Below are 22,472 nucleotides of genomic sequence, written 5' to 3' on the forward strand. Positions count from 1 at the left end.
CGCGCTCAAGTAGCAAAGCGGTAGCGCATAAGAGGAAAACCAATGGGACGTATCGTACTTGAAAACGTGACCAAGAGCTTTGGGGATGCCCAGGTGATCCCCCCCTGGACCTGGCCATCGAGGATGGCGAGTTCGCGGTATTTGTTGGCCCCTCGGGCTGTGGCAAGTCTACACTCCTGCGCCTGATCGCAGGCTTGGAGGAGACGACATCGGGTAAGATCCAGATTGATGGCGAAGACGCAACGCAGGTGCCGCCATCAAAGCGCGGGCTGGCGATGGTGTTCCAGTCCTACGCCCTGTATCCGCACATGACAGTGCGCAAGAACATCGCCTTTCCCCTGCGGATGGCAAAGATGGACCAGGCCGAAATCGACAAGAAAGTCGAAGGGGCCGCCAAGATCCTGAACCTTGTTGATTATCTCGAGCAGAAGCCGGGGCAACTCTCTGGCGGGCAACGCCAGCGGGTTGCCATCGGCCGTGCCATCGTGCGTGAACCGGCGGCGTTCCTGTTTGATGAACCCCTGTCAAACCTGGATGCGGCGCTGCGCGTCGGTATGCGGTTGGAAATCTCAGAACTGCACAACCGTCTGAACACAACGATGATTTATGTGACCCACGACCAGGTCGAAGCCATGACCATGGCCGACAAGATCGTGGTGCTGCGCGCAGGTAACATCGAACAGGTCGGCTCGCCGCTAGATCTCTATCATACTCCGCGCAACATCTTTGTGGCCGGTTTCATCGGTTCGCCCAAGATGAATATCATCGATGGCCCCGAAGCGGAAAAACTGGGTGCGACCTCGATCGGGTTCCGGCCTGAACATACAGATGTCAGTACCACCGAAGGCAAGTGGAAAGGCCGGGTCGGCGTGGCCGAGCATCTGGGGTCCGACACGTTCATACACGTGCACGACACCGGGCTCGCCGACATGGTCACTGTGCGCATCGCCGGAGACATCGCGGTGACGCATGGCGATGACATCTATCTCACGCCGCAGATGGACAAGCTGCACAAGTTCGGCGCTGACGGATTGCGCATGGCATGACACGATTGGCAGGTAAATCGGCACTGATCACCGGGGCCGCGCGCGGCATTGGCCGCGCCTTTGCCGAAGCGTATTTGCGCGAGGGCGCACGTGTGGTCATCGCCGATATCGACACCGAACGGGCAGCCGAAACAGCGTCTCAACTGGGGGATGGTGCGTTTTCGGTACATTTGGACGTGACGGATCAGGCCAGCATCGACGCAGGTCTTGCGACTGCTATCGAACATGTTGGTGTTATCGACATTCTGATCAACAACGCGGCCATCTTCTCTGCCGCTCCAATCACGGAAATCACGCGCGACGAATACCAGCGCGTATTCGACATCAATGTCTCAGGCACCTTATTCACTTTACAGGCCGTAGCGCGCCACATGATCGACACGGGGACCAAAGGGGCGATCATCAACATGGCAAGCCAGGCCGGGCGGCGGGGGGAACCTTTGGTTGCGGTTTACTGCGCGGCCAAGGCCGCCGTTATCTCGCTGACCCAATCCGCAGGGCTGAACCTAATCCAGCACGGCATCAACGTGAACGCCATAGCGCCGGGTGTGGTGGATGGCGAACACTGGGATGGGGTCGATGCGTTCTTTGCCAAATACGAGGGCAAAGCACCGGGGCAAAAGAAGAAGGAAGTGGGCGACGCCGTTCCCTATGGCCGTATGGGGACAGCCAAGGATCTGACCGGCATGGCCGTGTTCCTTGCCAGCGACGAAGCCGAATACATCGTCGCCCAATGCTATAACGTTGATGGCGGACAATGGATGAGCTGATGGCAGATGGTTCAGAAAGACGGCACGTCGTACCACTCACGGACACGGCGCTTGCGATGCTGCCCAGCAGCATCCTGCGCCCAACATACGACCGGTCGATGCTGCAGCCCGGCATTGTCCACATCGGCGTTGGCAATTTTCACCGGGCGCACCAGGCGTGGTATCTGCACCGGCTCATGCAAGCCGGATTGGCACAGGATTGGGCAATCATCGGTGCAGGTGTGCGCCCGGGTGATGCCATTATGCGTGACAAGCTGCTGGCGCAAGACTGTTTGACAACGTTGGTTGAGCTTGACCCAAGTGGGACCTCTGCCGAGGTGGTCGGATCCATGATCGACTTCCTGCCGGTTGAACCTGACAACGCCAATTTGATTGCGGCGATGTCCAACCCGAATGTCCGGATCGTGGCCATGACCGTCACCGAGGGTGGCTACTATGTCGATCCCAAGACTGGCGGACTCGACCTCACGCATCCGGACATCGTGCACGACGTTGCTCACCCGGATTCCCCCTGCACAGCGTTTGGCGCGATTGTTGCAGCGCTGTCAAAACGCAAGGCCGCCGGCCATGGGCCATTCACCAGCCAAAGCTGTGACAACCTTCAGGGGAATGGCGATATCCTTCAAACGATTGTCGTATCACTGGCCCGCGCAACGGACGAGGATTTGGCGGACTGGCTCGAAACCCATGCCACATTCCCCAACTCAATGGTGGATTGCATCGTGCCTGCCACTGGCGCTGACGAAATTGCGCTCGCCGCCCAGCTTGGTATCGCTGACGCAGCGCCCGTGACCCACGAAAACTTTCGCCAATGGGTGATCGAAGATGCGTTTTGTGCGGGTCGTCCGGACTGGGACAAGGCTGGTGCCATCTTTACGGACCAGGTTCATGCATACGAAGCAATGAAGATCCGCATCCTTAACGCAGGTCATCAGGTGCTGGCCAATGCAGGTGAGTTGTTGGGACTGGCAACCATCGCCGATTGCATGGCCCACCCGACCCTGCGCAGGTTTTTCCGCAAGGTGCAGATGGACGAAATAGTGCCTCATGTCGCCGAAGTGCCCGGGTTTACGCCAGCGGCTTACGTTGACCTGATTGAACCGCGGTTTGCCAACAATGCCATCCGGGACACCACACGCCGCGTAGCCTTTGACGGCTCATCCCGCCACACCGGCTTTGTCTTGCCGATCCTACGGGATGCCATTCAGGCAAACGGCGCCATTGCCGGGCTCAGCCTTGTCGAGGCGCTTTGGGCCCGCATGTGCGCCGGCACACGCGAAGACGGAAGTGCAATTGAAAGCAATGATCCGCATTGGGAAACCCTGACCATTGCCGCCGAAAAGGCAAAGACCAACCCCCAAGCATGGCTGGCACAAACTCAATACTATCAGGAGCTGGCTCAGGTCCCCGACTTCAGCCAGCAGTTTGAGACATGGTTGCGCCTGATCTGGTCAGACGGGGTCGAGGCGGCGCTCAACGCATACACTGCGTAAAGCGCCTGACCTTCCCTATTTTAACAAGGCCTGCGCCGTATCTGCGGTAAGCGGCTCGGGCCTTTCACAAGTGGTGGTCAGCGTAACCATTTCGCCGCGTTCCCCGGCCTCAAGGATCGAGGTCATCACGTCCACGGCGTGCAGGGCCAGTTCTAGCGAGCAGCGATGTGGTCGATCCGCATTCATCGCCGCAGCCATGTCGGCCAGCCCGGCCGTACGGTAGTTGGCCTTCGCAACGCCGTTGTTTTCTTGATTGGGAATTCCGAATGGGTGCGTCTCCGTTTCAAGAGCGGTCGTCTCGCCCTCGGCACTCACGATCTCAACGTCGCCCGAAAACCAGTTGGGATCAGGCAGGAACATGCTGCCCGACGTTCCATAAAGCTCCATATGCCCATGCCGGTGCGCCCAAACATCCCACGACGTCGACAAAGTGATGCTTGCCCCGGAATGGAAGTCCAGCAATGCATGGATGTTGGTGGGTGTCTTGACCGGAATCACTTCACCACGGCGCGGTTCGGACAGGATGGTTCTTGTGTCTGCAGGTGTTGTGGTCAGCGCGCCGACCCGGCGCACCGGACCAAGCAACTGGATCAGGTTGGTCACATAGTATGGGCCGATATCCAGCATTGGCCCGGCACCCGGCAGGAAGAAGAAGTCCGGGTTCGGATGCCAATGCTCCATCCCATGGCTCATCACATGTGCTGTGCCCGCGACCACATCCCCAATCTGGCCCGCATCCAATGCCGCTCGCGCCGCCTGATGAGCTCCGCCCAGGAATGTGTCCGGCGCAGAGCCGATGCGCAGGTTCTGCGCTGCTGCCAACGTACGAAGCTCCTCGCCCTGCGCTTGGGTCAGCACGATCGGCTTCTCTGAATAGGCGTGCTTACCTGCCTGCAGGATCGCACGCGTCACCTCGAAATGCGCGTCGGGGATTGTGAGGTTCACAACGATGTCGATGTCGTCCGCCGCCAAAAGATCCTCTACAGTGTGCGCGCGAACATCGAATGCTGCTGCCTGCGCACTGGCCGCTTCGATGTTAAGGTCCGCAACCGCACGCACCTCCAGCCCTTTGAACAGGGGCGCGAGCGTCAGATAGGCGGTCGAGATGTTACCACATCCAATGATTCCAATGCCTTGCATGGAAGTCTCCCTTAAAATGTCTGCGTGGCGTCAAACGCACGTTGCGCAAAACGGCGGTGGTCGCTGGGGTTGTCGTGTTCCATCACGAAATGTCGCGTGCCTACAGCCCGCAGCGATTGGAAGAGCGATGACCAATCCATGATCCCATGCCCCACATCGGCCCAGCCATCTTCGTCTTGGGCCTCACCGTCAGGCGCAATGTCTTTGAGATGCGCAATCGCGATACGCGATCCGTACTTTGCAACGGGGATCATTGGATCGGCACCCGCGCGCACGGCCCATGCGACGTCATACTCAAACAACACGGTGGGCGCGCTTTCGAGGATCAGGTCCATTGGCAGCGCCCCGTCGGCAAGTGGTACGAATTCGAAATCATGGTTGTGATAGGCGAGTTTCAAGCCAGACTTCGACAGCTCCTGCGCGACCGCAGCCAGTCGCTGCCCATAGGCGCGCCACCCATCGGCCGTTGCCGGGCGATCATCCGGCTGAATGTATGGAATGACGATCGTTTCGATCCCGAAACGCGACGCGAGCTGTGCCACGGCACCGGGATCGTTTTCACACATATCAAGACCAACATGGCAACTGGGCATCGTCAGCCCGTGTGCTTGCAGCCCACTTTCAAGCGCATCGACTCCTGCACTGTCCGCGAGTAACGCGCTGTAGCCTTCAACATGCGCATATCCGATCTCGGCCAGCATCTTGAGCGTATCCTCAAGCGGCGGAAACAGGCGGGAACTGTAGAGCTGGTAAGACAATGCGGTCATGTCGGTAGCCTTTCATATATGGTGAGTGGCGGAATGAAGATCACGGATTGTGAATTCCGTGGTGACGCTCGGGTCAATCGGCGTGAACTCTATGGTGACAGGTCGGCCCGGCAGCAGATCAAAGGCGTTGTCGCTGAAACGTCCAGGCCTGTCCGCCTCGACCGCAACGTATAGGGCAAGCGCGGCGGACGTCAGCGTGACGGCATATTGGCCGTCCTGCTCGGTAACTTCGGTCGAAATACTGGCGGGTCCGAGCTTATACGCCTTGTAAGGGCGCGCCGCGAAGTGATCGGATTGACGCGGCCTGTCATTCGCGGCCCAATCAAACATCAGTATCTCGTCATCGTTCAGAGCGGCTCGCGGAACAACAAGTGCTGAAATGGCGGTGTCGACGCAGGCTTCGACAGATGCTGTCCCTACGGTCCGCATCCGACCATCCATGGACACAGCAAAGGCTTCGACCTCAACCTGCGCGGCGTCGGGCTGATCGTTTACGACAAGCAGTTCCACACCGTCTGCGGTGGGAACGGCCGACACAATAACATCGGCATAGAAACGACGCGCGACGTGGTGCAGCAGTTTCCAACCCCCGCCGTGATCCAGACTGGACCACGAACACACAGGCCAGGTGTCATTCAGCTGCCAGTACAGTGCGCCCATGCAATGCGGCTTGAGGCTGCGCCAATGGGTTACTGCAGTCTTGATCGCGAGCGCCTGCTGGACCTGGCTGAGATAGACGAAGTTCTCGAAACCAACCGGAAAACGGAAATAGCGGAACATCGTCTCGGCAATCCGCGCGTTGCCGCCTGCGTTCTTCTGATGGCTCTCCATCACTGGGGCGGCAATGTTGAAATCAGCGGGATCGGCAAAGCGCCGGATCACGTCCATGGATGGATAAGATTGGAACCCGAATTCGGAGCAGAACCGTGGCGACACATCACGGTAGTGATCAAAGTCCCGCCCTTCGTGCCAAACGGACCAGAAATGCATGTCGCCGGACCGGTCATCATGCCACGCGTCACCAAAGCTCATCGGGCCCGGCGATGGGCTGGACGGCCACCAGATGGCATGCGGTGCGGTCTCTCGCAGAGCTTTCTCAAGTGTTCTGTTCAACCGGTCGTATGCAACGAGATAGCGATCACGATCTTGCCGGCTTTCTTCGTACCAGTTCAACGCACCCAGCAATTCGTTGTCGCCACACCACAATGCAATGCAGGCATGATGGTTCAGGCGCGCAACCTGTTCGCGCACCTCGGCGTCCACCTCAGCCAGAAAGTCATCAGTCGCCGGGTAGAGGTGGCAAGCAAACATGAAGTCGTGCCAGACCAGCAGGCCCAACTCATCGCACAGGTCATAAAACCAGTCAGGCTCGTACCGGCCACCACCCCAAACCCGGATCATGTTCATGTTGGCATCAACGGCCGACTGAAGCAGATCACGGCAGATGTCAGGCGTGATCGCCGATCCAAAAGCATCCGCCGGTATCCAGTTCGCCCCTTTCATAAAAACTGGGCGCCCATTCACATGCAGAGCAAAACCTGTGCCCGTTTCGTCCTTGGCGGTCACAAGCTGAACATCTCGAAAACCGATGCGGCGCGTTGCAGTCAGGTCGCCAACAGCCACTGTCAGCACATGCAGTGCCTGCTTGCCATGGCCAGCAGGCCACCAAAGCTCGGCGCTATCAAATTTCAGCGACACTGTTGCAGTGTTGGATATGACCGGTGCGCAGGCCTCCTGCCCACACAACGACACCCGCAGGTCTGCGCCGTCGTCAATCCCTTCGGTCTGGACAGTCGCGGTGACCGTTGCCCCGGTCGCGCTATGATCTTGAACAACCGCGATAGTGGAAATACGCGGCCCGTGCTGTTCCAACCGGATATCTCCGTACATGCCGAAGGGTGCGAGCGCAATGTTCCAGTCCCAGCCAAAATCGCACTCCGGTTTGCGCAGCATGTTGCCATGAGGGATAGGGCAATTGTCAGCCTGAAACGGCACCGGAAACGGTTGCGCATCGGCAAGCGCCTTGGCCGCGCGTGGCGCAGATCGAAAATGTAGCGTGATCACGTTTTCGCCCAGGATCAACGCATTAGAGATGTCCACGCGATGTGTGCGAAACATGCTGTTGGCTTGCAGAACGGTTTGCCCGTTCAATGACACGTCAACAACCGTGTCCAGCATCGACAGGACCAACGTCATGTTTCGCTCACTGGCCTGGAACGTTCGGGTCAGCAGCCAGTCGCGATCCGCAATCCAGCGCAGGTCATATTCATTCTGCCCCCAATAAGGATCGGGAATAATGCCCGCGGCACGCAATGCACTGATCCCGTCGCCGGGCAGCGTCATTGGCGCAGAATACTGACCCGTCTCGTCCGACAGGTGCCATGGGCCGCTGAGGTCAAGCATAAAGCGTCAGAGCCTTTCCTCAGTCGACTTGTCGAACATGGACGCGCGCGCAGGATCGAAACCGATCAGGATGCGATCACCCGTTGAAACAGCGGCTTGCCCATCCATACGGATCCGCAAAGGCACTCCTGCCCAGGTCGCCCACGCCAACGTGTCCGACCCCATCGGTTCAACGATGTCCACTGTCACTTCAGCCGTCATAGGCAAGTCTTTGGCGGCATCTCCGGACAGGATGTGCTCGGGCCTGATGCCCAACCAGGCAGAGCCTCCTGTCGCGGCACCTTGGAACGCATAGCCATCCAATGAAAACCGCTCTCCGCCGGTGGCGAAGGCACCTTGTTCAACCTCACCTTCGAAGAAATTAATCTCGGGACTGCCGATAAACCCAGCCACGTACTTGTTCCGCGGACGATTGTAGATCTCGGTCGGTGTATCCAATTGCTGGATGATCCCACCTTTCATGATGGCGATCCGGTCGGCGAGTGTCATCGCCTCGACCTGATCATGGGTCACGTAGATCATGGTGTTTTTTAGGTTGTGGTGCAGGCGTTTGATTTCGACCCGCAGATCGGCGCGCAGCTTGGCATCAAGGTTTGATAAGGGTTCATCGAACAGGAACACATCCACATCGCGCACCAGCGCGCGCCCAATGGCAACGCGCTGGCGCTGCCCGCCAGAGAGGGCGGCGGGTTTGCGGTGCAAAAGCGGCTCGATCTGCAAAATCTCGGCGGCGCGGGCCACGCGCTGCTTGATCTCGGCCTTGGCCATCCGCGCATTTTTCAGACCGAAGGATAGGTTCCCCTCAACCGTCATCTGCGGATAGAGCGCATAGGACTGGAACACCATGCCAATGCCTCGGCCTGACGGTTCCTCCCATGTGACATTGCGGTCGTTGATGTGGATTTCGCCATCGGTGGGATCCAGCAGCCCCGCAATGCAGTTCAACAAGGTGGATTTCCCGCAGCCCGACGCGCCCAGCAGCACAAGGAACTCGCCCTCGGGAATGTCGATGTTGAGGTTGTCCAGCACCGTCAGCGCGCCGAATTTCAGGGTCAGGTCTTTGACAAGTACAGAAGTCATGGATCAGCCTTTCACCGCGCCAGCGGCGATGCCCCGAACAAACAGCTTGCCGGAAGCGAAGTAGATGATGAGGGGGACAAGACCGGTCAGCAACGTGGCGGCCATGTTGACGTTGTATTCCTTAACGCCCTGCACCGAGTTGACGATGTTGTTGAGTTGCACGGTCATCGGATAATCGGCGGGTTTGGTATAGATCACGCCGAACAGGAAATCGTTCCAGATGCCCGTGACCTGCAGGATGATTGCCACCACGAAGATAGGCAGGGACATGGGAAGCATGATGCGGAAGTAAATCCCCCAGAACCCGGCCCCATCGACGCGTGCGGCTTTGAACAGCTCCTCCGGCACCGAGGTGAAGTAGTTGCGGAACAAAAGCGTCAGGATGGGCATACCGAATACCGTGTGCACCATCACCAGCCCCCAGATGTTTCCGTACAGCCCCATCTCACGCAGGATGATCACAATCGGGTAGATCATCACCTGATAGGGGATGAAGGCCCCTAGGATCAGGATGGTGAAGAACACCTCGGACCCTTTGAACTTCCAATTTGCCAGCGCGTAGCCGTTCACGGATGCGATGGCGATGGACAGGATCACGGAGGGGATCAGGATCTGGACCGAATTCCAAAAGCCGCGACTCAGCCCCTCGCAATTGATGCCCGTACAGGCTTCGGACCACGCCTTCACCCACGGCTGGTATGTGACCTCGACCGGTGGGGCAAAGATGTTGCCGATGCGGATTTCTGGCATGCCTTTCAGCGACGTGACAATCATCACATACAGCGGCAGAGCGTAGTACGCAGCGACCACGATCAGGGTGCCGTAAAGCATGATATTGGTTCGGGAAAAGCGGGGGCGGGGTTTTGGTCCGCGTGGGATCACAGCGTCAACCACGTTTCTTCCCTCCAAATTCTAGGTAGGCCCACGGGATCAGAATGACGATCACACTGACCAGCATCATGGTCGAGGCGGCAAAGCCCTGACCCAGATTCTGGGCGCGGAACATGTAGTTGATCACGTATTTTGCCGGCACTTCGGACGCGATGCCGGGACCACCATTGGTCTGGGCGACGACCAGATCATAGATTTTGATGATGCCAGAGGCGATCAAGACCAGCGCCGTCACAAACACGGGGCGCATCATTGGAATGATGACGCGAATATAGGTTTTGACGGTACCGATGCCGTCAACGCGGGCGGCTTTCCAGATGTCCTCATCAATCCCGCGCAGACCGGCAAGCATAATCACCATGATCAGGCCTGTGCCCTGCCACAGTCCCGCAATCAGGATGCCATAGATCACGATGTCGGGGTCATTCAGTGGATTGAAGGTGAAGCTTTCCCAACCCAGCGACCGCACGACACTCTGAACCCCCAGATCAGGGTTGAGGATCCATTGCCACGCCAATCCCGTGACCACAAAACTAAGGGCGAAAGGATAGAGGAAAATGGTGCGAAACACGTTTTCGCCCCTGATCTTGCGATCCAGTAAAGCGGCCAGCGTAAACCCGATCACCAACGTGAAGATCATCGAGAAGAAACCGTAGACGGCCAGGTTTTCGATCGAGATCAACCAGCGCCGCGTGCTCCACAGCCGTTCATACTGGTCCAACCCGACAAAATTCATCTTGGGCAGCAGCTTGGACGACGTGAAAGAGTACAACACCGTCCACGCTGTCCCGCCGACAAAAACGACCAACGCCGTCAGGACCATCGGCACCGATGCAATCTTGGCCGACAGGTTGCGGAACAACCCGGAGGGCTTCCGCGCATTCGAAGAAGAAGACATGACACACCCCGTTACATGCAAATGTGCACCTGCCCGGAAACCCGGGCAGGTGGCTGGGAGGTGCGCCCTTACTCTGCGGACGCGATGATATCGGCGTAACGCTCCTGCGCGTCATCCGCCGACATGTCGGAGGTCCAGAATTCGGCCATCAGATCCTCGATCTGCGTTTGCGTGTCGGCCGTCAGGTTCATATCGCCCGAGGGCATGATCCCACCCGCCTTGAGGATATCGAGACCCTTTTGCATGCAGTCATTCGCAGCACTCAGATCCACATCGCCACGCACGGGCAGCGAACCTTTCTTAAGGTTAAAGGCCACCTGCACCTCGGGCGAGATCAGGGTGGAGGCCAGCGCCATCTGCGCTGCTTTCGTATCCTCGTTGTCGATGACAGGGAAATAGAACGCGCCGCCACCGGTATCGAGAATTTCGTTCACACCAAGACCCGGCAGGCACGTGTAATCCTCACCGGCAACTTGACCAGCCATCTGGAATTCACCCTGCGCCCAGTCGCCCATGATCTGAGCCCCGGCTTTGCCGGTGATCACCATGTTCGTCGCCAGATTCCAATCCTGTACGTTTGAGTTGGCGGCGAAGTTGCGCGCGTCGACTGCCGCTTCGAACACAGCAGCGTATTCCGGTCCGCGGGCGGCATCCGCATCCTTGTCGACCACAACTTTGCGCCATGCATCCAGACCCGCAATCGCAATGGTCATCACACCAAAGGCACCATTCTGCTGCCAGCCCTGCTGGCCCATGGCGAGAGGCACGATACCCGCCTCTTCCAGCTTGGGCGCCGCGGCGGCAAAATCGCTCCAGTCAGAGGGCACGGGTGTGTCGATCTTGGCAAAGGCGTCATGGCTCAACCAGATCCACTGCCACGAATGGATGTTCACGGGAACGCAATAGATGCGCCCTTCAAAGGTACAGGCATCCAGGAGTGAGGACGGATTGACCAGATCCTTCCAACCTTCCGCCTCGGCCAGTTCTGTAAGATCGGTCATCAGACCAGCCTCGATCAATTCTTCGGCTTGGCGACCATGGTTCAGCTGCGTGGCCCCCATCGGGTCACCGCCCAGAATGCGGCTGATGATGATCGGACGGGCTGTGCCGCCAGACCCGGCAATTGCACCGTCAACCCACGTGTTGCCGGTCGCGTCAAACGCTTTTGCGAACTCGGCAACGGCCGCAGCTTCGCCACCCGATGTCCACCAGTGCGTCACTTCAAGTTCGCCGGCATGCGCCATGGACGCCGTGCACAGCGCAGCGGACGCCATCAGTTTTGCGATTATTCTCATATTGAGTCCTCCCTGACTTCTAAATCGTTATAGTAATTGCTACAACGATTTAGATTTTTCGATCAAGCTAGAATTTTGCTATGGCTCGAATTAATCATCGACGAATATGTAACGGGTTGATTCCGTTATGATTGAACGTGAGGCGACACAGGTCAGAATCGCGTTTGCGTACCGTAAGGGGGCCGGAATGAGCAAATCAGGCACATCGGAGACACCCAAAAAAATTGAACTTGCACCAGGTGAGCGACCGACGTTGAAAACAATTGCGCGGCTGTCTGGCCTTGCCGTTCCAACCGTGTCACGAGCCCTCGCCGATGCCCCCGATATCCGGCAAGATACAAAGACACGCATCCGCGACATCGCGAACCAAATCGGCTATCGCCCCAACCGCGCCGGCGTGCGCCTGCGCACCGGACGCACCAACGTGATCTCGCTCGTGATGTCGACCGAACACGACGCGATGAACAACACCGGGCGCCTGATTTCAGCTGTCACATCCGCCTTACGAGGCACGCCATATCACGTGATCATCACGCCCTACTTTCCCGATGAGGATCCGATGGTTCCCATCCGCTACATCGTCGAAACCGGATCGGCGGACGGGCTCATCATCAATCAGACCGAACCGGACGATGCCCGCGTGCGTTACATGTTGGAAAACAGATTTCCTTTTGTGTCACACGGACGAACGGCCCTGTCCGAGCAGCATGCCTATTTCGACTATGACAACACCGCCTTTGGCTCATTGGCCATCAAAGCGTTGGCGGAACGGGGACGCAAACACGTTGCGATGCTGGCACCACCACAAAACCAAGGTTATGCGCAGAACATGATAGAAGGCGCGCGTGCCGCCGCCTCGGATGAAGGTGTGCAGTTCTCTGTCATCGAAGGGGCAACATCGCACAGCACCGTCCCGATTGTGGAACAGGCGATGACAACCTTGTTCCATCAAGCTGACCGGCCCGATGCCCTTATTGCACCCAGCATAGGTGGTTGTGTCACAATGGTTTCCGCGCTTGAAAGACTGGGGCTGGTGCTGGAACAGGACTTCGACATTGCCGCGAAAGAGGCCGTGAGTTTCCTACGCCGATTTCGGCCGGGCATTTTGGTGCTCGAGGAAAACGTGGACGAGGCCGGAGATTTTCTGGCCCGCGCACTCATGCACAGGATCAGCCATCCCGACGAGCCTCCTATGCAACGGTTGGTCTATCCAGACAACAGTGCATGGAAGGTAGACCGCTAGGCGTCAGTTCCGAATGCGCCCAAACGTCGAGAGGCGGTTGATCTCATCCAGCCGCTCAAGATTGACGACTGTCGACAGCATCAATCTATCCTGGCTCCAATCCCCTGGCCTTTGAATGGCCATGGCCGTCAGCATGATGGCTGCGATCAGGGGCAACAGTGTCGCCAGAAACAAAAGGCGTGGGTGGCTCAAATGGCGCATATCAAGAAGCGAGGTGATCCGCCGTTCAAGGAACGTCATACGCCCATCGCGCAGGGCCGACCGATCAGCGGTGACTAATGTGACCTTTGGCACGGCGACCACAAACATGCGGTCGCGTCTAAGAGTCTGCTGACAAACAGACAGCAACGTATCGCAATATGCACGTACATCGATCCGGCCGCGCGTCAGCACTTCTGTATCACAGGCAAACTCGCGCAGGTTTTCCACCTGTCGCTTCCAGGCATGATAGGCCGGGTTGAGAAAGAAGAAAGGCTTCAGCGCTTCCAGCACAATCTCCCATTCGATATCGCCCTGACGCAAGTGCTGTAACTCGTGCGCCAACGTCACACTTAGTTCCTTAGGCTGGCCAAGCATGTGCGATGGAATGACAACGTAGTAGTACCAAAGGCCCCGCGTCGAAAACGGAACCAGCGTCTTGTCAGACAAACGAAGTCGAACACGCCCGAACCGACGCCATGCGTAGCTGGCGGACACGATGCGAAACAGGCAGAACATCGAAAACACCAAGCGCACCGTTCCAACGATTAGACCAACAAAGAACGCCGCGATAACCGTCCAGGCCCCCCATCCGACGGCATTGGTCACATTGCTCAGGAACGTGTCCCGCATATTCACGAGCTTCTCGAACTCGGTCGCCTGCATGCTGAACCCACCATTCAGATAGTAAGCAACAACCATATCCGACAGGTTGACGTTCACGGCCTTGGCATAGCCGTTCGACTGCAGGGTCGTGAACAAAAGAATAAGGAACGGAGAGAAAACGATGGCCAGAAAAACACTGTTCAGCAGCCGCAATTGCGTTGCGTAGCTGTGCGTCAAACCCAACCGGTAAAACAGGAAGCGTGCGGCGTACCAAAGGCCGTAAGCCACAACAAAAAGAATATTGGCATTAATGAATGCGTCGAGCAGCGCGTCACCCGGAATCATTTTTCAACCTCCGATCCACAAGCGCTCGGATTTGCCCCAATGCTTCCTCTGTCAGTGCATCATCGTTGACCAATCGCGCGACCAAAGACGCGGGTGTATCGTCAAACAACTTCATCGACAGATCCTTGAGTGAGCGGGTCTGGTACGCATCCTTGCCCAGCGTCGGCTTGAAGACATGGCGCTTGCCATCCTTGCGGCTGGTGACAAATTCCTTTTGCTCCAGAATGCGCAGAATGGTCGCGGCCGAGGTGTAGGCCAGGTTCCGGTCTTCCGGCAGCTTGTCCAGAACGTCCCGTACAGTGCCCTCACCCAGATCCCAAAGTTCGGTCATGAACTCCAGTTCAACCTCGGTCAGCAGTTCGCTTTTCTTCTTTTGTCTCATACCGTCCTATCCAAGACGTATCGCTCACTCGTTACGCCGGGTGAGTAAATACGAACTCTTTCGTTTTACAAAACGCTTTCTCACACCTTCCAGAAACAGAAGACACCCCACACGATGGCAAGGCCAAGCGGAATCCACAGCGGTTGACCCATCAGGCCAAGCCACAGCAGAAAGATATAGGCTGAGCCCAAAAGAGAGATGAACAGCCGATCACCCAAGGTGGTCGTCAACCCAAGGATACCCCGCCGTTCGATCCCGTCGCGATACTTGACCACCTCAAGTACGCCGATGATCGCGATGGCGCTAAAGATGCCGCAGAACAGGGCAAAGGTCGCAGGTGTCCATGCCATCCAGAACGCCGGCCACAGCGGATCGGTCCAAGAAAACCCCTTTTCTTCTTGCTGGTTGGCAACATTGCCCCAACCCTGCGCGACAGCCGACGTCGGAAGCAGCGCAGCAAGATATATCAGTCGTTTCATCACACCCTCCCCAGGGCAAAGCCCTTGGCGATGTAGTTGCGGACAAAGTAAATCACGATGGCACCCGGGATGATCGTCAACGTCCCGGCCGCTGCGAGCAGACCCAATTCGTATCCCGCAGACGATGCGGTCTTGGTCATTTCGGCAGCGATGGGCTTCGCCTGCACCGCCGTTAGCGTCTTAGCCAGCAGCAACTCCACCCAAGAGAACATGAAGCAGAAGAACGCTGCCACACCGACCCCCGCCTTGATTGTCGGCAGAAAGATTGTGACGAAGAAGTGGGGGAAGGAATAGCCGTCAACGTAAGCCGTCTCGTCCAACTCCTTGGGAACCCCGCCCATGAACCCTTCCAAAATCCAGACCGCCAGCGGAATGTTAAACAGGCAATGCGCCAACGCCACGGCAAGATGCGTGTCAAAAAGACCGACGGACGAATAAAGCTGGAAGAACGGCAGAGCGAAGACAGCAGCGGGCGCCATACGGTTCGTCAGCAGCCAAAAGAACAACTGCTTGTCGCCCAGAAACCTGTAGCGGGAGAAAGCATAGGCCGCTGGCAAGGCCACAGCGACCGAGATTACGGTGTTCATCGACACATAGATGATCGAGTTAATGTAGCCCCAATACCAGCTTGGGTCGGTGAAGATCACCCTGTAGTTCTCGAGCGTAAAAGTCTGAGGGAACAGACTGAAGCCAGACAGTATCTCGTTCGTTGTTTTGAAGGACATCGCCACCAGCCAATAGATCGGCAGCATCAGGAACGCGATGTAAAGGATCGGGATGAGGGAGCGTTTACGCATGGCACATCCTTCTTTCAAACGGTCGTCCAACAGAACTGAGGGCAGCGACCGACCGCGGGCGTCGCGCTGAAAGCGCCCGCCCGGGGGGGCTGTCGGGCGCTGCCCGGCGGTGCCCGCCGTGCACGAGGCTTGAATGGAGCGTCCAGATCATTGCGCGTCATCCTTCGTCATCAGAGTATAGAACAACCACGACACCAGCAGCGTGATCGCGAAATAGATCAGGCTCATCGCTGCGGCAGGCCCCAGATCAAACTGGCCCAAGGCGATCTTGACCAGATCAATCGACAAGAGCGTCGTTGAGTTGCCCGGCCCTCCGCCGGTCAAAACAAACGGCTCCGTATAGATGTTGAAGCTGTCCATGAAGCGCAGCAGGATCGCAATTGTCAGCACGGTCTTCATCTTCGGCAACTGGATGTAGCGGAACACTTTCCAAGGGGATGCTCCATCAATCTTGGCCGCCTGGTAATAGGCATCGGGGATCGACACGAGCCCCGCATAGGACAAAAGCACTACCAGCGATGTCCAGTGCCACACATCCATGACAATAATCGTCACCCACGCCGCAAACGGGTTCTGGGTCATGTCATATGAAATGCCCAAAACGTCGTTCATGAAGTAGCCCAGCAACCCGATTTTCGGCAGGGTAAAGATGTTCCACATCGCGCCCACCACGTTCCACGGGATCAGCATGGGCAGGGCCATCAGAACCAGACAAACCGGCACCCACATACCTTTCTTCGGCATGGACAGGGCGATGACGATGCCCAGCGGAATTTCGATAATCAGGATCAGGAAGGTGAACAGGAACTGCCGGCCCAAGGCCGCCTGAAACCGGTCCGAGCGCAGGATTTGTTCAAACCAGTCCAAGCCCTGCCAGAAGAATACGTTGTTCCCAAATGTCTCCTGCACCGAGTAGTTGACCACCGTCATGATGGGCACCAGCGCGTTGAACGCGACTAGCAGCAGCACGGGCAGGACAAAGAACCATGCCTTTTGGTTTTCGGTCTTCATGTCCGTGCCTCCGTCGACAACCACCCATCGCGATACAGGCGCGTATGGTCAGGCCGGAAGGCCAGATGTATTTCTGCACCCTGCTCCGGCAATTCCCCCTCCACGATGGCCTTGACGGCTGTGTCGCCCACCATCGCCTCAACAACCGCATGGCGACCAACGTCAGACACCTTGTTTACACGGGCAGGCAGGCCTGCATCGGTCAGCGACACAAACTCGGGGCGCACGCCAATTTGCGTCATCCCCCCCTGCCCGGTCACTGCGCCTTCCAGCGCAACTTGGCGTCCCTGGAACCGCACCGCGCCATCACTTTCTTCGGCAGGCAGAACGTTCATGCCGGGTGACCCGATGAAGTGGCCCACAAACGTATGCTGCGGTCGCTCGAACAGCTCAACCGGGGTGCCAATCTGAACGATCTCACCGTCCTGCATGACAACCACCTGATCGGCAAAGGTCAGCGCCTCGGTCTGGTCATGGGTCACATAGATCATCGTCGCGCGCACCCGCTGGTGCAGCTCTTTCAGCTTCGACCGCAGTTTCCATTTCAGATGCGGGTCGATCACTGTCAGAGGCTCGTCAAACATGACGACGTTCACGTCATCACGGACAAGGCCACGCCCCATGGAAATCTTTTGCTTGTTGTCAGGGCTGAGGTGTGACGCTCGGATGTCGAGCATCTCCTCGACCTCCAGCATCTGCGCGATCTCTGCCACACGCTCCGCAATGCGTCCTTCATCCACCCCGCGATTGCGCAAAGGAAAGGCAAGGTTGTCCCGCACAGTCATCGTGTCGTAGATCACCGGGAACTGGAACACTTGCGCAATGTTGCGTTGATCCGGCGGCAGATCGGTCACATCCCGATCATCGAACAGGATGCGACCCTCGGACGGGGTGAGCAGGCCCGAGATGATGTTCAGCAGCGTGGATTTCCCGCAACCCGATGGTCCCAGCAACGCATATGCACCGCCGTCCTGCCAATCGAGGTCGATTTCCTTGAGCGCATAGTCCGCCGGTCCGCTTGGGGCAGGCAGATAGGAATGGCGCAGGTTCGAAAGCGTAATCTTTGCCATTACAGAGCATCCAGTTCTTGGCACAAATAGGTGTCGCCTTTCGCGTTCGAGCGAACAGCGAGAGGCAGCGAAAGGCGAAGCATTTTGAATTGGATGCGCGTCACGCCACCAGCCTCCCATCTTCTGCAAAGTAGAAGGCCTGAGATGCATCCATGTAGAACTCATGCCGCTCCCCCACTTCGTAGGGGTGCACGCCATGAGCCAAAGAAACCCATCCGTCATCGCCGATCTGAAAGTGCGCGCTGGACTCTGACCCGGACAATTCGGTCAACAGAACAGTGCCATCCAATTTAACATAATCTGTCCCCGCGGGGACAGGCGTCACGTGGTGGGGCCGGATGGCAAGCGTATAGACCCCGTCGGCGATTTCCGCCGCTGGCCCAGAAAGCGCCCAGCTTGCCCCTGTCTCCATCTGAGCGGTCCCGCCTGACTTGGTGATCCGCGCGGCATTGATGGGCGGATCGGAAAAGACCCGTGCCGCCGTCAGATTGTCCGGCTTGCGATAGATCTGAGCCGTCGTGCCAAACTGGGTGACGACACCATCGTCCATCAGCGCCGTCTTACCCCCCAGCAACAGCGCCTCTTCTGGCTCGGACGTGGCATATACCACAACCGCACCGCGACCGGCGAACAACTCCGGCAGTTGCTCCCGCAGTTCTTCGCGCAGCTTGTAGTCGAGATTGGCGAGGGGTTCATCGAGGAACACCGCCCGACTTTCCTTAGCGATTGCGCGGGCCAGCGCGCACCGTTGCTGCTGGCCACCCGACAATTCCTGCGGGCGACGGTGCAGCATCGGACGCAATTGCAGGATGTCAGCTGCTTCTTCGACCCGCCCCTGAATTTCGGACTTCGCCATGCCTGCAACCCGCAGCGGGGAGGCGATGTTATCGAAAACCGTCATATGCGGATAGTTCACGAAAAACTGGTGCACGAGGCTGATGTTGCGTTTCTGCGTCGACAGTCGCGACACGTTCTGTCCGTCCATCCAGACCTCGCCATCGGCCAGTGGATCGAGGCCAGCCATCAGCTTGATCAAAGATGTTTTGCCCGATGCGGTCTGCCCCAGCAGGACATTAAAATGTCCAGGCTCCATCACCAGCGATGTGGGCTTGATATGGGTGATGCCGCGCACGCGCTTGGTCGCGTCTTTCAGCTCGAGTGTCATTGTTCCTATCCGCGAAGAATGAGGTCGAAGCACGCGCGCGTGCTTCGACCAGGTGTCAGCCCCCCATGTTGGGAAAGGGGACCGACGGGGAGTTTACTGCTGCCAGCGGGCAACCAGGTCGTCGTAGTTCACGGTCTCGCCTTGCGGCTTCTCGTTCTCTAGCTTCGGCTTGGCGCCGCCGTTGGCGAACCAGTATTCGGCGTCCTGCTCTTCGTTCAGACGTGGGCCACAGCCGCCATAGACACCAGCCGCTTCGTCCGCCTGCTGCATCCGGGCCATGGTGATGTCCATCTCCTCGGCCAGACGATCCATCGCCTGCTGCGGTGTGAAGGCACCCGAGTTCACGTCACCAATCTGCTGCCACCAGATCTGGGCCAGCTTCGGGTAGTCAGGCACGTTGATGCCGGTCGGCGACCATGCAACGCGGTCAGGCGAGCGGTAGAATTCCACCAGACCACCCAGCTTGGGCGCACGTTCCGTGAACGACTCGTGGTTGACCGAGCTGTCGCGGATGAAGGTCAGACCCACATGGGACTTCTTCACGTCGACCGTCTTGGACGTCACGAACTGGGCATAGAGCCAAGCCGCCTGCGCGCGCTCGGAAGGCGTGGATTTGAGGAAGGTCCACGACCCCACATCCTGATAGCCAACCTTCTGCCCTTCGGTCCAGTATGGACCATGCGGGCTGGGCGCCATCCGCCACAGCGGGTTGCCCTCGTCATCCACGGTGTTGTTGCCTTCGGACTTCGGCTTGACCATGTCGGCGGTAAAGGCGGTGTACCAGAAGATCTGCTGCGCCACGTTGCCTTGTGCCAATGCGGGCAGCGACTGGTAGAAGTCATAGGATGCCGCACCGGGTGGTGCGTAGTTGCGCAGCCATTCATCCCATTTACGGATCGCGTAAACCGCCGCAGGACCGTTGGCCGCACCACCACGGGTCACACTTGCGCCCGCCGGGTTGCACGAACCGGCTTCCATGCGGATGCCCCATTCGTCGATGGGCACACCGTTTGGCTCACCTACCGAACCGGTGCCTGCCATGGACAGCCACGCATCGGTCATGCGCCAACCAAGGTCGGGCGCACGCTTGCCGTAGTCCATGTGGCCGTAGATCGCCACGCCGTCGATTTCCTTGACGTCGTTCGAGAAGAACTCGGCGATGTCTTCGTAAGCCGACCAGTTGACCGGCACGCCCAGCTCATAGCCGTACTTGGCTTGGAACGCCGCCTTGTTGTCTTCGTCATCGAACCAGTCCTTGCGGAACCAGTAGAGGTTCGCGAACTGCTGATCGGGCAACTGGTACAGGTTGCCATCGGGACCCGTCGTGAACTGAATGCCCATGAAGTCATCGAGGTCCAGGGTCGGGCTGGTTGTGCCCGCCCAGTCGCCCGCCATCTGCTCGGTCAGGTTATAGGCCAGCTGCAGGCGCGAGTGCGTCCCGATCAGGTCGGAGTCGTTGACATAGCCGTCATAGAGGTTCCGCTGGGTCTGCATCTGCGTTTGCACAGCTTGCACAACCTCGCCCTCACCAAGGATCTGATGGTTCACCTTGATGCCGGTGATTTCCTCGAACGCCTTGGTCAGCACCTCGGACTCGTAGCCGTGGGTCGGAATACCCTCGGACAGCACGTTGATTTCCATGCCCGAGAAGGGTTCAGCCGCCTGGATAAACCACTCCATCTCCGACATCTGCTCATCTTTGCTGAGCGTGGATGGCTGGAATTCCTGATCAATCCATTTCTGGGCTGCCGCCGTATCGGCAAAAGCAGTCCCATGCCCCGCAATGACTGCAGCTACAGCCGTCGCGGAGAGAAGATACTTGCGCATCTTGTGTCCTCCCAAATTTCTATGTGAGCCGGATTTCGCCGACTGTGCTTACGATAGGCGCAAAGTAAATTTTCTGTCAAACTAAAAAATTAGTAGAAATAAAGCATTTATAATCAATACCTTAAATTCATCAAAGCCCTTTGAAACACTTCTATGGACCACATTCTTTGACGACCTGAATCATTCAAGCGTGACGAGGATCAACCACGACTGCGGCAGAAAAAGGCGACATCTGTTTTCAATTCCAAGACCGCCCCAGGCAGTCTGGTGAACGATACGCCCGGCCAGTCGAACCTGTATTCACCGCATGTCCAACAAAGCACTGCTTCCTCCCAGGGGTACTGTTTTGCACTAGACGCCCCCTTGCCGACCGTGGTCCATGGTCATCACGCGCGGTACGGTTTTCGTCCAACCCACCTGCATTCGAGCGACGTACGAACAGAACACCGGAGCCCTTTCGATGACGCTTCCCAAAACAATGAATGCAATGGTCACGATGGGTCACGGCGATCTGGATCAGATGGTCTGGCACGCCGAATGGCCGCGCCCGGACCCTGCTGAAGGCGAGGTTCTGGTCAAAGTTGGCGCCTGCGGGTTGAACAACACCGACGTGAACACCCGCTCCGGCTGGTACTCCAAAACCGTGACCGAGGCGACGACTGGCGGCGCCTTTGAAGAGGTCGGCGAAGAGGACCCAAGTTGGGGCGGCGCCCCCATCAGTTTTCCCCGCGTTCAGGGCGCGGATGTATGCGGCACCATCGTGGCCGTAGGCGATGGCATTGACCCGTCGCGCATTGGAGAGCGGGTGATCACCGACAACTGGCTGCGTGACCCAACGGACCTGAGCAACAAGAACAAAACGGGTTACTTCGGATCGGAACGCGATGGCGGCTTTGCCGAGTACACAACCATGCCCGCGCGCAACGCCGTAGCCGTCAAATCCGATCTGTCGGATGCCGAATTGGCCACATTCTCGTGCTCCTATTCCACGGCCGAAGGCATGCTGACCCGGGCGCGTGTAACAGATCAGGACACTGTATTGATTCCCGGAGCGTCGGGTGGCGTTGGCAGCGCCTTGGTGCAGCTTGCCAAGCGGCGTGGCGCGCGCGTCATTGCCTTGGCGTCTGAGGCCAAACATGCAGATGTCGCCGCTTTAGGTGCCGATGTGGTGCTGCCCCGCGCGCCGACGAACCTGAAGACCGCTTTGAGCGGCGAAAAGGTCACCGTACTGGCGGATGTTGTTGGGGGGGCGTACTGGCCCACCATGATCGACGTTCTGGAGCGCGGAGGCCGCTATACATGTTCCGGTGCCATCGCTGGCCCCATTGTCGAGATGGATCTGCGCACATTCTACCTGCGGGACCTGACGTTCACAGGTTCCACCGTCATTGATCTTGAGGTCATGCCAAACCTTGTCCGGTACATCGAACAGGGCGAAATCCAACCCGCTCTGGCAGCCACTTACCCCTTGTCCGAGTTGCACGCCGCGCAAACGGCATTCATCGCCAAACAGCACACCGGAAACATCGTTGTAGTGCCCTGGCGACAGTAAAACGCAGGCATTCC

The 22,472-nt window shown here is 58.0% G+C and carries 19 protein-coding genes and 1 pseudogene; 5 read left to right on the forward strand and 15 right to left on the reverse strand.

Features of this window, described 5'->3' with window-relative positions; genetic code table 11:
• Positions 1 to 42 precede the first annotated feature (42 nt).
• From ACZ1HN_RS20175 to ACZ1HN_RS20185, 3 genes and pseudogenes are all read left to right on the forward strand, one after another.
• Positions 43 to 1,046 (forward strand): annotated as a pseudogene (locus tag ACZ1HN_RS20175) (ABC transporter ATP-binding protein).
• The gene (locus ACZ1HN_RS20180; protein WP_472728796.1) at positions 1,043 to 1,816 is read left to right on the forward strand and encodes an L-iditol 2-dehydrogenase; all 774 of its coding nucleotides are present in this window, start codon (positions 1,043 to 1,045) and stop codon (positions 1,814 to 1,816) included. The pseudogene ACZ1HN_RS20175 and the gene ACZ1HN_RS20180 overlap by 4 nt, the downstream one beginning before the upstream one ends.
• Positions 1,816 to 3,309: a mannitol dehydrogenase family protein gene (locus tag ACZ1HN_RS20185; protein WP_472728797.1), complete on the forward strand. Its 1,494-nt coding sequence runs from the start codon at positions 1,816 to 1,818 to the stop codon at positions 3,307 to 3,309. Before ACZ1HN_RS20180 ends, ACZ1HN_RS20185 begins: the two co-directional genes overlap by 1 nt.
• 15 nt (positions 3,310 to 3,324) lie before the next feature.
• Here the strand turns inward: ACZ1HN_RS20185 and ACZ1HN_RS20190 are convergent, their stop codons facing one another.
• From ACZ1HN_RS20190 to ACZ1HN_RS20220, 7 genes are all read right to left on the reverse strand, one after another.
• Complete coding sequence (locus ACZ1HN_RS20190) at positions 3,325 to 4,449, reverse strand: Gfo/Idh/MocA family protein (protein WP_472728798.1); 1,125 nt, start codon at positions 4,447 to 4,449, stop codon at positions 3,325 to 3,327.
• A gap of 11 nt (positions 4,450 to 4,460) precedes the next feature.
• Positions 4,461 to 5,216: a sugar phosphate isomerase/epimerase family protein gene (locus ACZ1HN_RS20195; RefSeq protein ID WP_472728799.1), complete on the reverse strand. Its 756-nt coding sequence runs from the start codon at positions 5,214 to 5,216 to the stop codon at positions 4,461 to 4,463.
• Between the two features lie 12 nt (positions 5,217 to 5,228).
• Positions 5,229 to 7,619: a beta-mannosidase gene (locus tag ACZ1HN_RS20200; protein WP_472728800.1), complete on the reverse strand. Its 2,391-nt coding sequence runs from the start codon at positions 7,617 to 7,619 to the stop codon at positions 5,229 to 5,231.
• 6 nt (positions 7,620 to 7,625) lie between these two features.
• Positions 7,626 to 8,699, reverse strand: a complete 1,074-nt coding sequence (locus ACZ1HN_RS20205; RefSeq protein ID WP_472728801.1) for an ABC transporter ATP-binding protein — start codon at positions 8,697 to 8,699, stop codon at positions 7,626 to 7,628.
• Positions 8,700 to 8,702: 3 nt separating this feature from the next.
• Positions 8,703 to 9,530 (reverse strand): carbohydrate ABC transporter permease, encoded by an 828-nt coding sequence (locus ACZ1HN_RS20210; protein WP_366141792.1) that lies wholly within the window; start codon positions 9,528 to 9,530, stop codon positions 8,703 to 8,705.
• A 55-nt stretch (positions 9,531 to 9,585) separates the two neighbouring features.
• Positions 9,586 to 10,488, reverse strand: a complete 903-nt coding sequence (locus tag ACZ1HN_RS20215) for a carbohydrate ABC transporter permease (protein ID WP_299201576.1) — start codon at positions 10,486 to 10,488, stop codon at positions 9,586 to 9,588.
• 68 nt (positions 10,489 to 10,556) lie between these two features.
• Positions 10,557 to 11,783: an ABC transporter substrate-binding protein gene (locus tag ACZ1HN_RS20220; protein WP_472728802.1), complete on the reverse strand. Its 1,227-nt coding sequence runs from the start codon at positions 11,781 to 11,783 to the stop codon at positions 10,557 to 10,559.
• A gap of 187 nt (positions 11,784 to 11,970) precedes the next feature.
• On the opposite strand from ACZ1HN_RS20220, the gene ACZ1HN_RS20225 reads away from it, so the two are divergent.
• The gene (locus ACZ1HN_RS20225; protein WP_472728803.1) at positions 11,971 to 13,026 is read left to right on the forward strand and encodes a LacI family transcriptional regulator; all 1,056 of its coding nucleotides are present in this window, start codon (positions 11,971 to 11,973) and stop codon (positions 13,024 to 13,026) included.
• Between the two features lie 3 nt (positions 13,027 to 13,029).
• Here ACZ1HN_RS20225 and ACZ1HN_RS20230 read toward each other — a convergent pair whose 3' ends face one another.
• The 8 genes from ACZ1HN_RS20230 to ACZ1HN_RS20265 all read right to left on the reverse strand — a co-directional run bounded on the left by ACZ1HN_RS20230 (position 13,030) and on the right by ACZ1HN_RS20265 (position 20,906).
• Positions 13,030 to 14,175 carry a M56 family metallopeptidase gene (locus ACZ1HN_RS20230; protein WP_472728804.1) on the reverse strand — a complete coding sequence of 382 codons (1,146 nt, stop codon included), beginning with the start codon at positions 14,173 to 14,175 and terminating at the stop codon, positions 13,030 to 13,032.
• Positions 14,162 to 14,557, reverse strand: coding sequence for a BlaI/MecI/CopY family transcriptional regulator (locus tag ACZ1HN_RS20235; protein ID WP_189370976.1), 396 nt, complete (start codon positions 14,555 to 14,557; stop codon positions 14,162 to 14,164). Before ACZ1HN_RS20235 ends, ACZ1HN_RS20230 begins: the two co-directional genes overlap by 14 nt.
• A gap of 80 nt (positions 14,558 to 14,637) precedes the next feature.
• The gene (locus ACZ1HN_RS20240) at positions 14,638 to 14,907 is read right to left on the reverse strand and encodes a DUF2160 domain-containing protein (protein ID WP_366869846.1); all 270 of its coding nucleotides are present in this window, start codon (positions 14,905 to 14,907) and stop codon (positions 14,638 to 14,640) included.
• A 128-nt stretch (positions 14,908 to 15,035) separates the two neighbouring features.
• Positions 15,036 to 15,833 carry a carbohydrate ABC transporter permease gene (locus tag ACZ1HN_RS20245; RefSeq protein ID WP_299201559.1) on the reverse strand — a complete coding sequence of 266 codons (798 nt, stop codon included), beginning with the start codon at positions 15,831 to 15,833 and terminating at the stop codon, positions 15,036 to 15,038.
• 147 nt (positions 15,834 to 15,980) lie between these two features.
• Positions 15,981 to 16,844 (reverse strand): carbohydrate ABC transporter permease, encoded by an 864-nt coding sequence (locus tag ACZ1HN_RS20250; RefSeq protein WP_472728805.1) that lies wholly within the window; start codon positions 16,842 to 16,844, stop codon positions 15,981 to 15,983.
• A complete protein-coding gene (locus tag ACZ1HN_RS20255; RefSeq protein ID WP_472728806.1) occupies positions 16,841 to 17,914 on the reverse strand; it encodes an ABC transporter ATP-binding protein in 1,074 nt (357 codons plus the stop codon). The genes ACZ1HN_RS20250 and ACZ1HN_RS20255 overlap by 4 nt, the downstream gene beginning before the upstream one ends.
• A gap of 100 nt (positions 17,915 to 18,014) precedes the next feature.
• Positions 18,015 to 19,079 (reverse strand): ABC transporter ATP-binding protein, encoded by a 1,065-nt coding sequence (locus tag ACZ1HN_RS20260; protein ID WP_472728807.1) that lies wholly within the window; start codon positions 19,077 to 19,079, stop codon positions 18,015 to 18,017.
• 93 nt (positions 19,080 to 19,172) lie between these two features.
• Positions 19,173 to 20,906 carry an ABC transporter substrate-binding protein gene (locus ACZ1HN_RS20265; protein ID WP_472728808.1) on the reverse strand — a complete coding sequence of 578 codons (1,734 nt, stop codon included), beginning with the start codon at positions 20,904 to 20,906 and terminating at the stop codon, positions 19,173 to 19,175.
• 478 nt (positions 20,907 to 21,384) lie between these two features.
• Between ACZ1HN_RS20265 and ACZ1HN_RS20270 the strand changes: the two genes are divergently transcribed.
• The gene (locus ACZ1HN_RS20270; RefSeq protein ID WP_472729358.1) at positions 21,385 to 22,458 is read left to right on the forward strand and encodes an alcohol dehydrogenase family protein; all 1,074 of its coding nucleotides are present in this window, start codon (positions 21,385 to 21,387) and stop codon (positions 22,456 to 22,458) included.
• Positions 22,459 to 22,472 lie beyond the last annotated feature (14 nt).

It is taken from the genome of Tateyamaria sp. GN1-10 (assembly GCF_055693845.1).

Bases quoted from the DNA above. Each gene is read 5' to 3' on its own strand.
- ACZ1HN_RS20180 (WP_472728796.1), top strand. From the start codon at position 1,043: ATGACACGATTGGCAGGTAAATCGGCACTGATCACCGGGGCCGCGCGC.
- ACZ1HN_RS20185 (WP_472728797.1), top strand. From the start codon at position 1,816: ATGGCAGATGGTTCAGAAAGACGGCACGTCGTACCACTCACGGACACG.
- ACZ1HN_RS20190 (WP_472728798.1), bottom strand. From the start codon at position 4,449: ATGCAAGGCATTGGAATCATTGGATGTGGTAACATCTCGACCGCCTAT.
- ACZ1HN_RS20195 (WP_472728799.1), bottom strand. From the start codon at position 5,216: ATGACCGCATTGTCTTACCAGCTCTACAGTTCCCGCCTGTTTCCGCCG.
- ACZ1HN_RS20200 (WP_472728800.1), bottom strand. From the start codon at position 7,619: ATGCTTGACCTCAGCGGCCCATGGCACCTGTCGGACGAGACGGGTCAG.
- ACZ1HN_RS20205 (WP_472728801.1), bottom strand. From the start codon at position 8,699: ATGACTTCTGTACTTGTCAAAGACCTGACCCTGAAATTCGGCGCGCTG.
- ACZ1HN_RS20210 (WP_366141792.1), bottom strand. From the start codon at position 9,530: ATGCTTTACGGCACCCTGATCGTGGTCGCTGCGTACTACGCTCTGCCG.
- ACZ1HN_RS20215 (WP_299201576.1), bottom strand. From the start codon at position 10,488: ATGTCTTCTTCTTCGAATGCGCGGAAGCCCTCCGGGTTGTTCCGCAAC.
- ACZ1HN_RS20220 (WP_472728802.1), bottom strand. From the start codon at position 11,783: ATGAGAATAATCGCAAAACTGATGGCGTCCGCTGCGCTGTGCACGGCG.
- ACZ1HN_RS20225 (WP_472728803.1), top strand. From the start codon at position 11,971: ATGAGCAAATCAGGCACATCGGAGACACCCAAAAAAATTGAACTTGCA.
- ACZ1HN_RS20230 (WP_472728804.1), bottom strand. From the start codon at position 14,175: ATGATTCCGGGTGACGCGCTGCTCGACGCATTCATTAATGCCAATATT.
- ACZ1HN_RS20235 (WP_189370976.1), bottom strand. From the start codon at position 14,557: ATGAGACAAAAGAAGAAAAGCGAACTGCTGACCGAGGTTGAACTGGAG.
- ACZ1HN_RS20240 (WP_366869846.1), bottom strand. From the start codon at position 14,907: ATGGCATGGACACCTGCGACCTTTGCCCTGTTCTGCGGCATCTTTAGC.
- ACZ1HN_RS20245 (WP_299201559.1), bottom strand. From the start codon at position 15,833: ATGCGTAAACGCTCCCTCATCCCGATCCTTTACATCGCGTTCCTGATG.
- ACZ1HN_RS20250 (WP_472728805.1), bottom strand. From the start codon at position 16,844: ATGAAGACCGAAAACCAAAAGGCATGGTTCTTTGTCCTGCCCGTGCTG.
- ACZ1HN_RS20255 (WP_472728806.1), bottom strand. From the start codon at position 17,914: ATGGCAAAGATTACGCTTTCGAACCTGCGCCATTCCTATCTGCCTGCC.
- ACZ1HN_RS20260 (WP_472728807.1), bottom strand. From the start codon at position 19,079: ATGACACTCGAGCTGAAAGACGCGACCAAGCGCGTGCGCGGCATCACC.
- ACZ1HN_RS20265 (WP_472728808.1), bottom strand. From the start codon at position 20,906: ATGCGCAAGTATCTTCTCTCCGCGACGGCTGTAGCTGCAGTCATTGCG.
- ACZ1HN_RS20270 (WP_472729358.1), top strand. From the start codon at position 21,385: ATGAATGCAATGGTCACGATGGGTCACGGCGATCTGGATCAGATGGTC.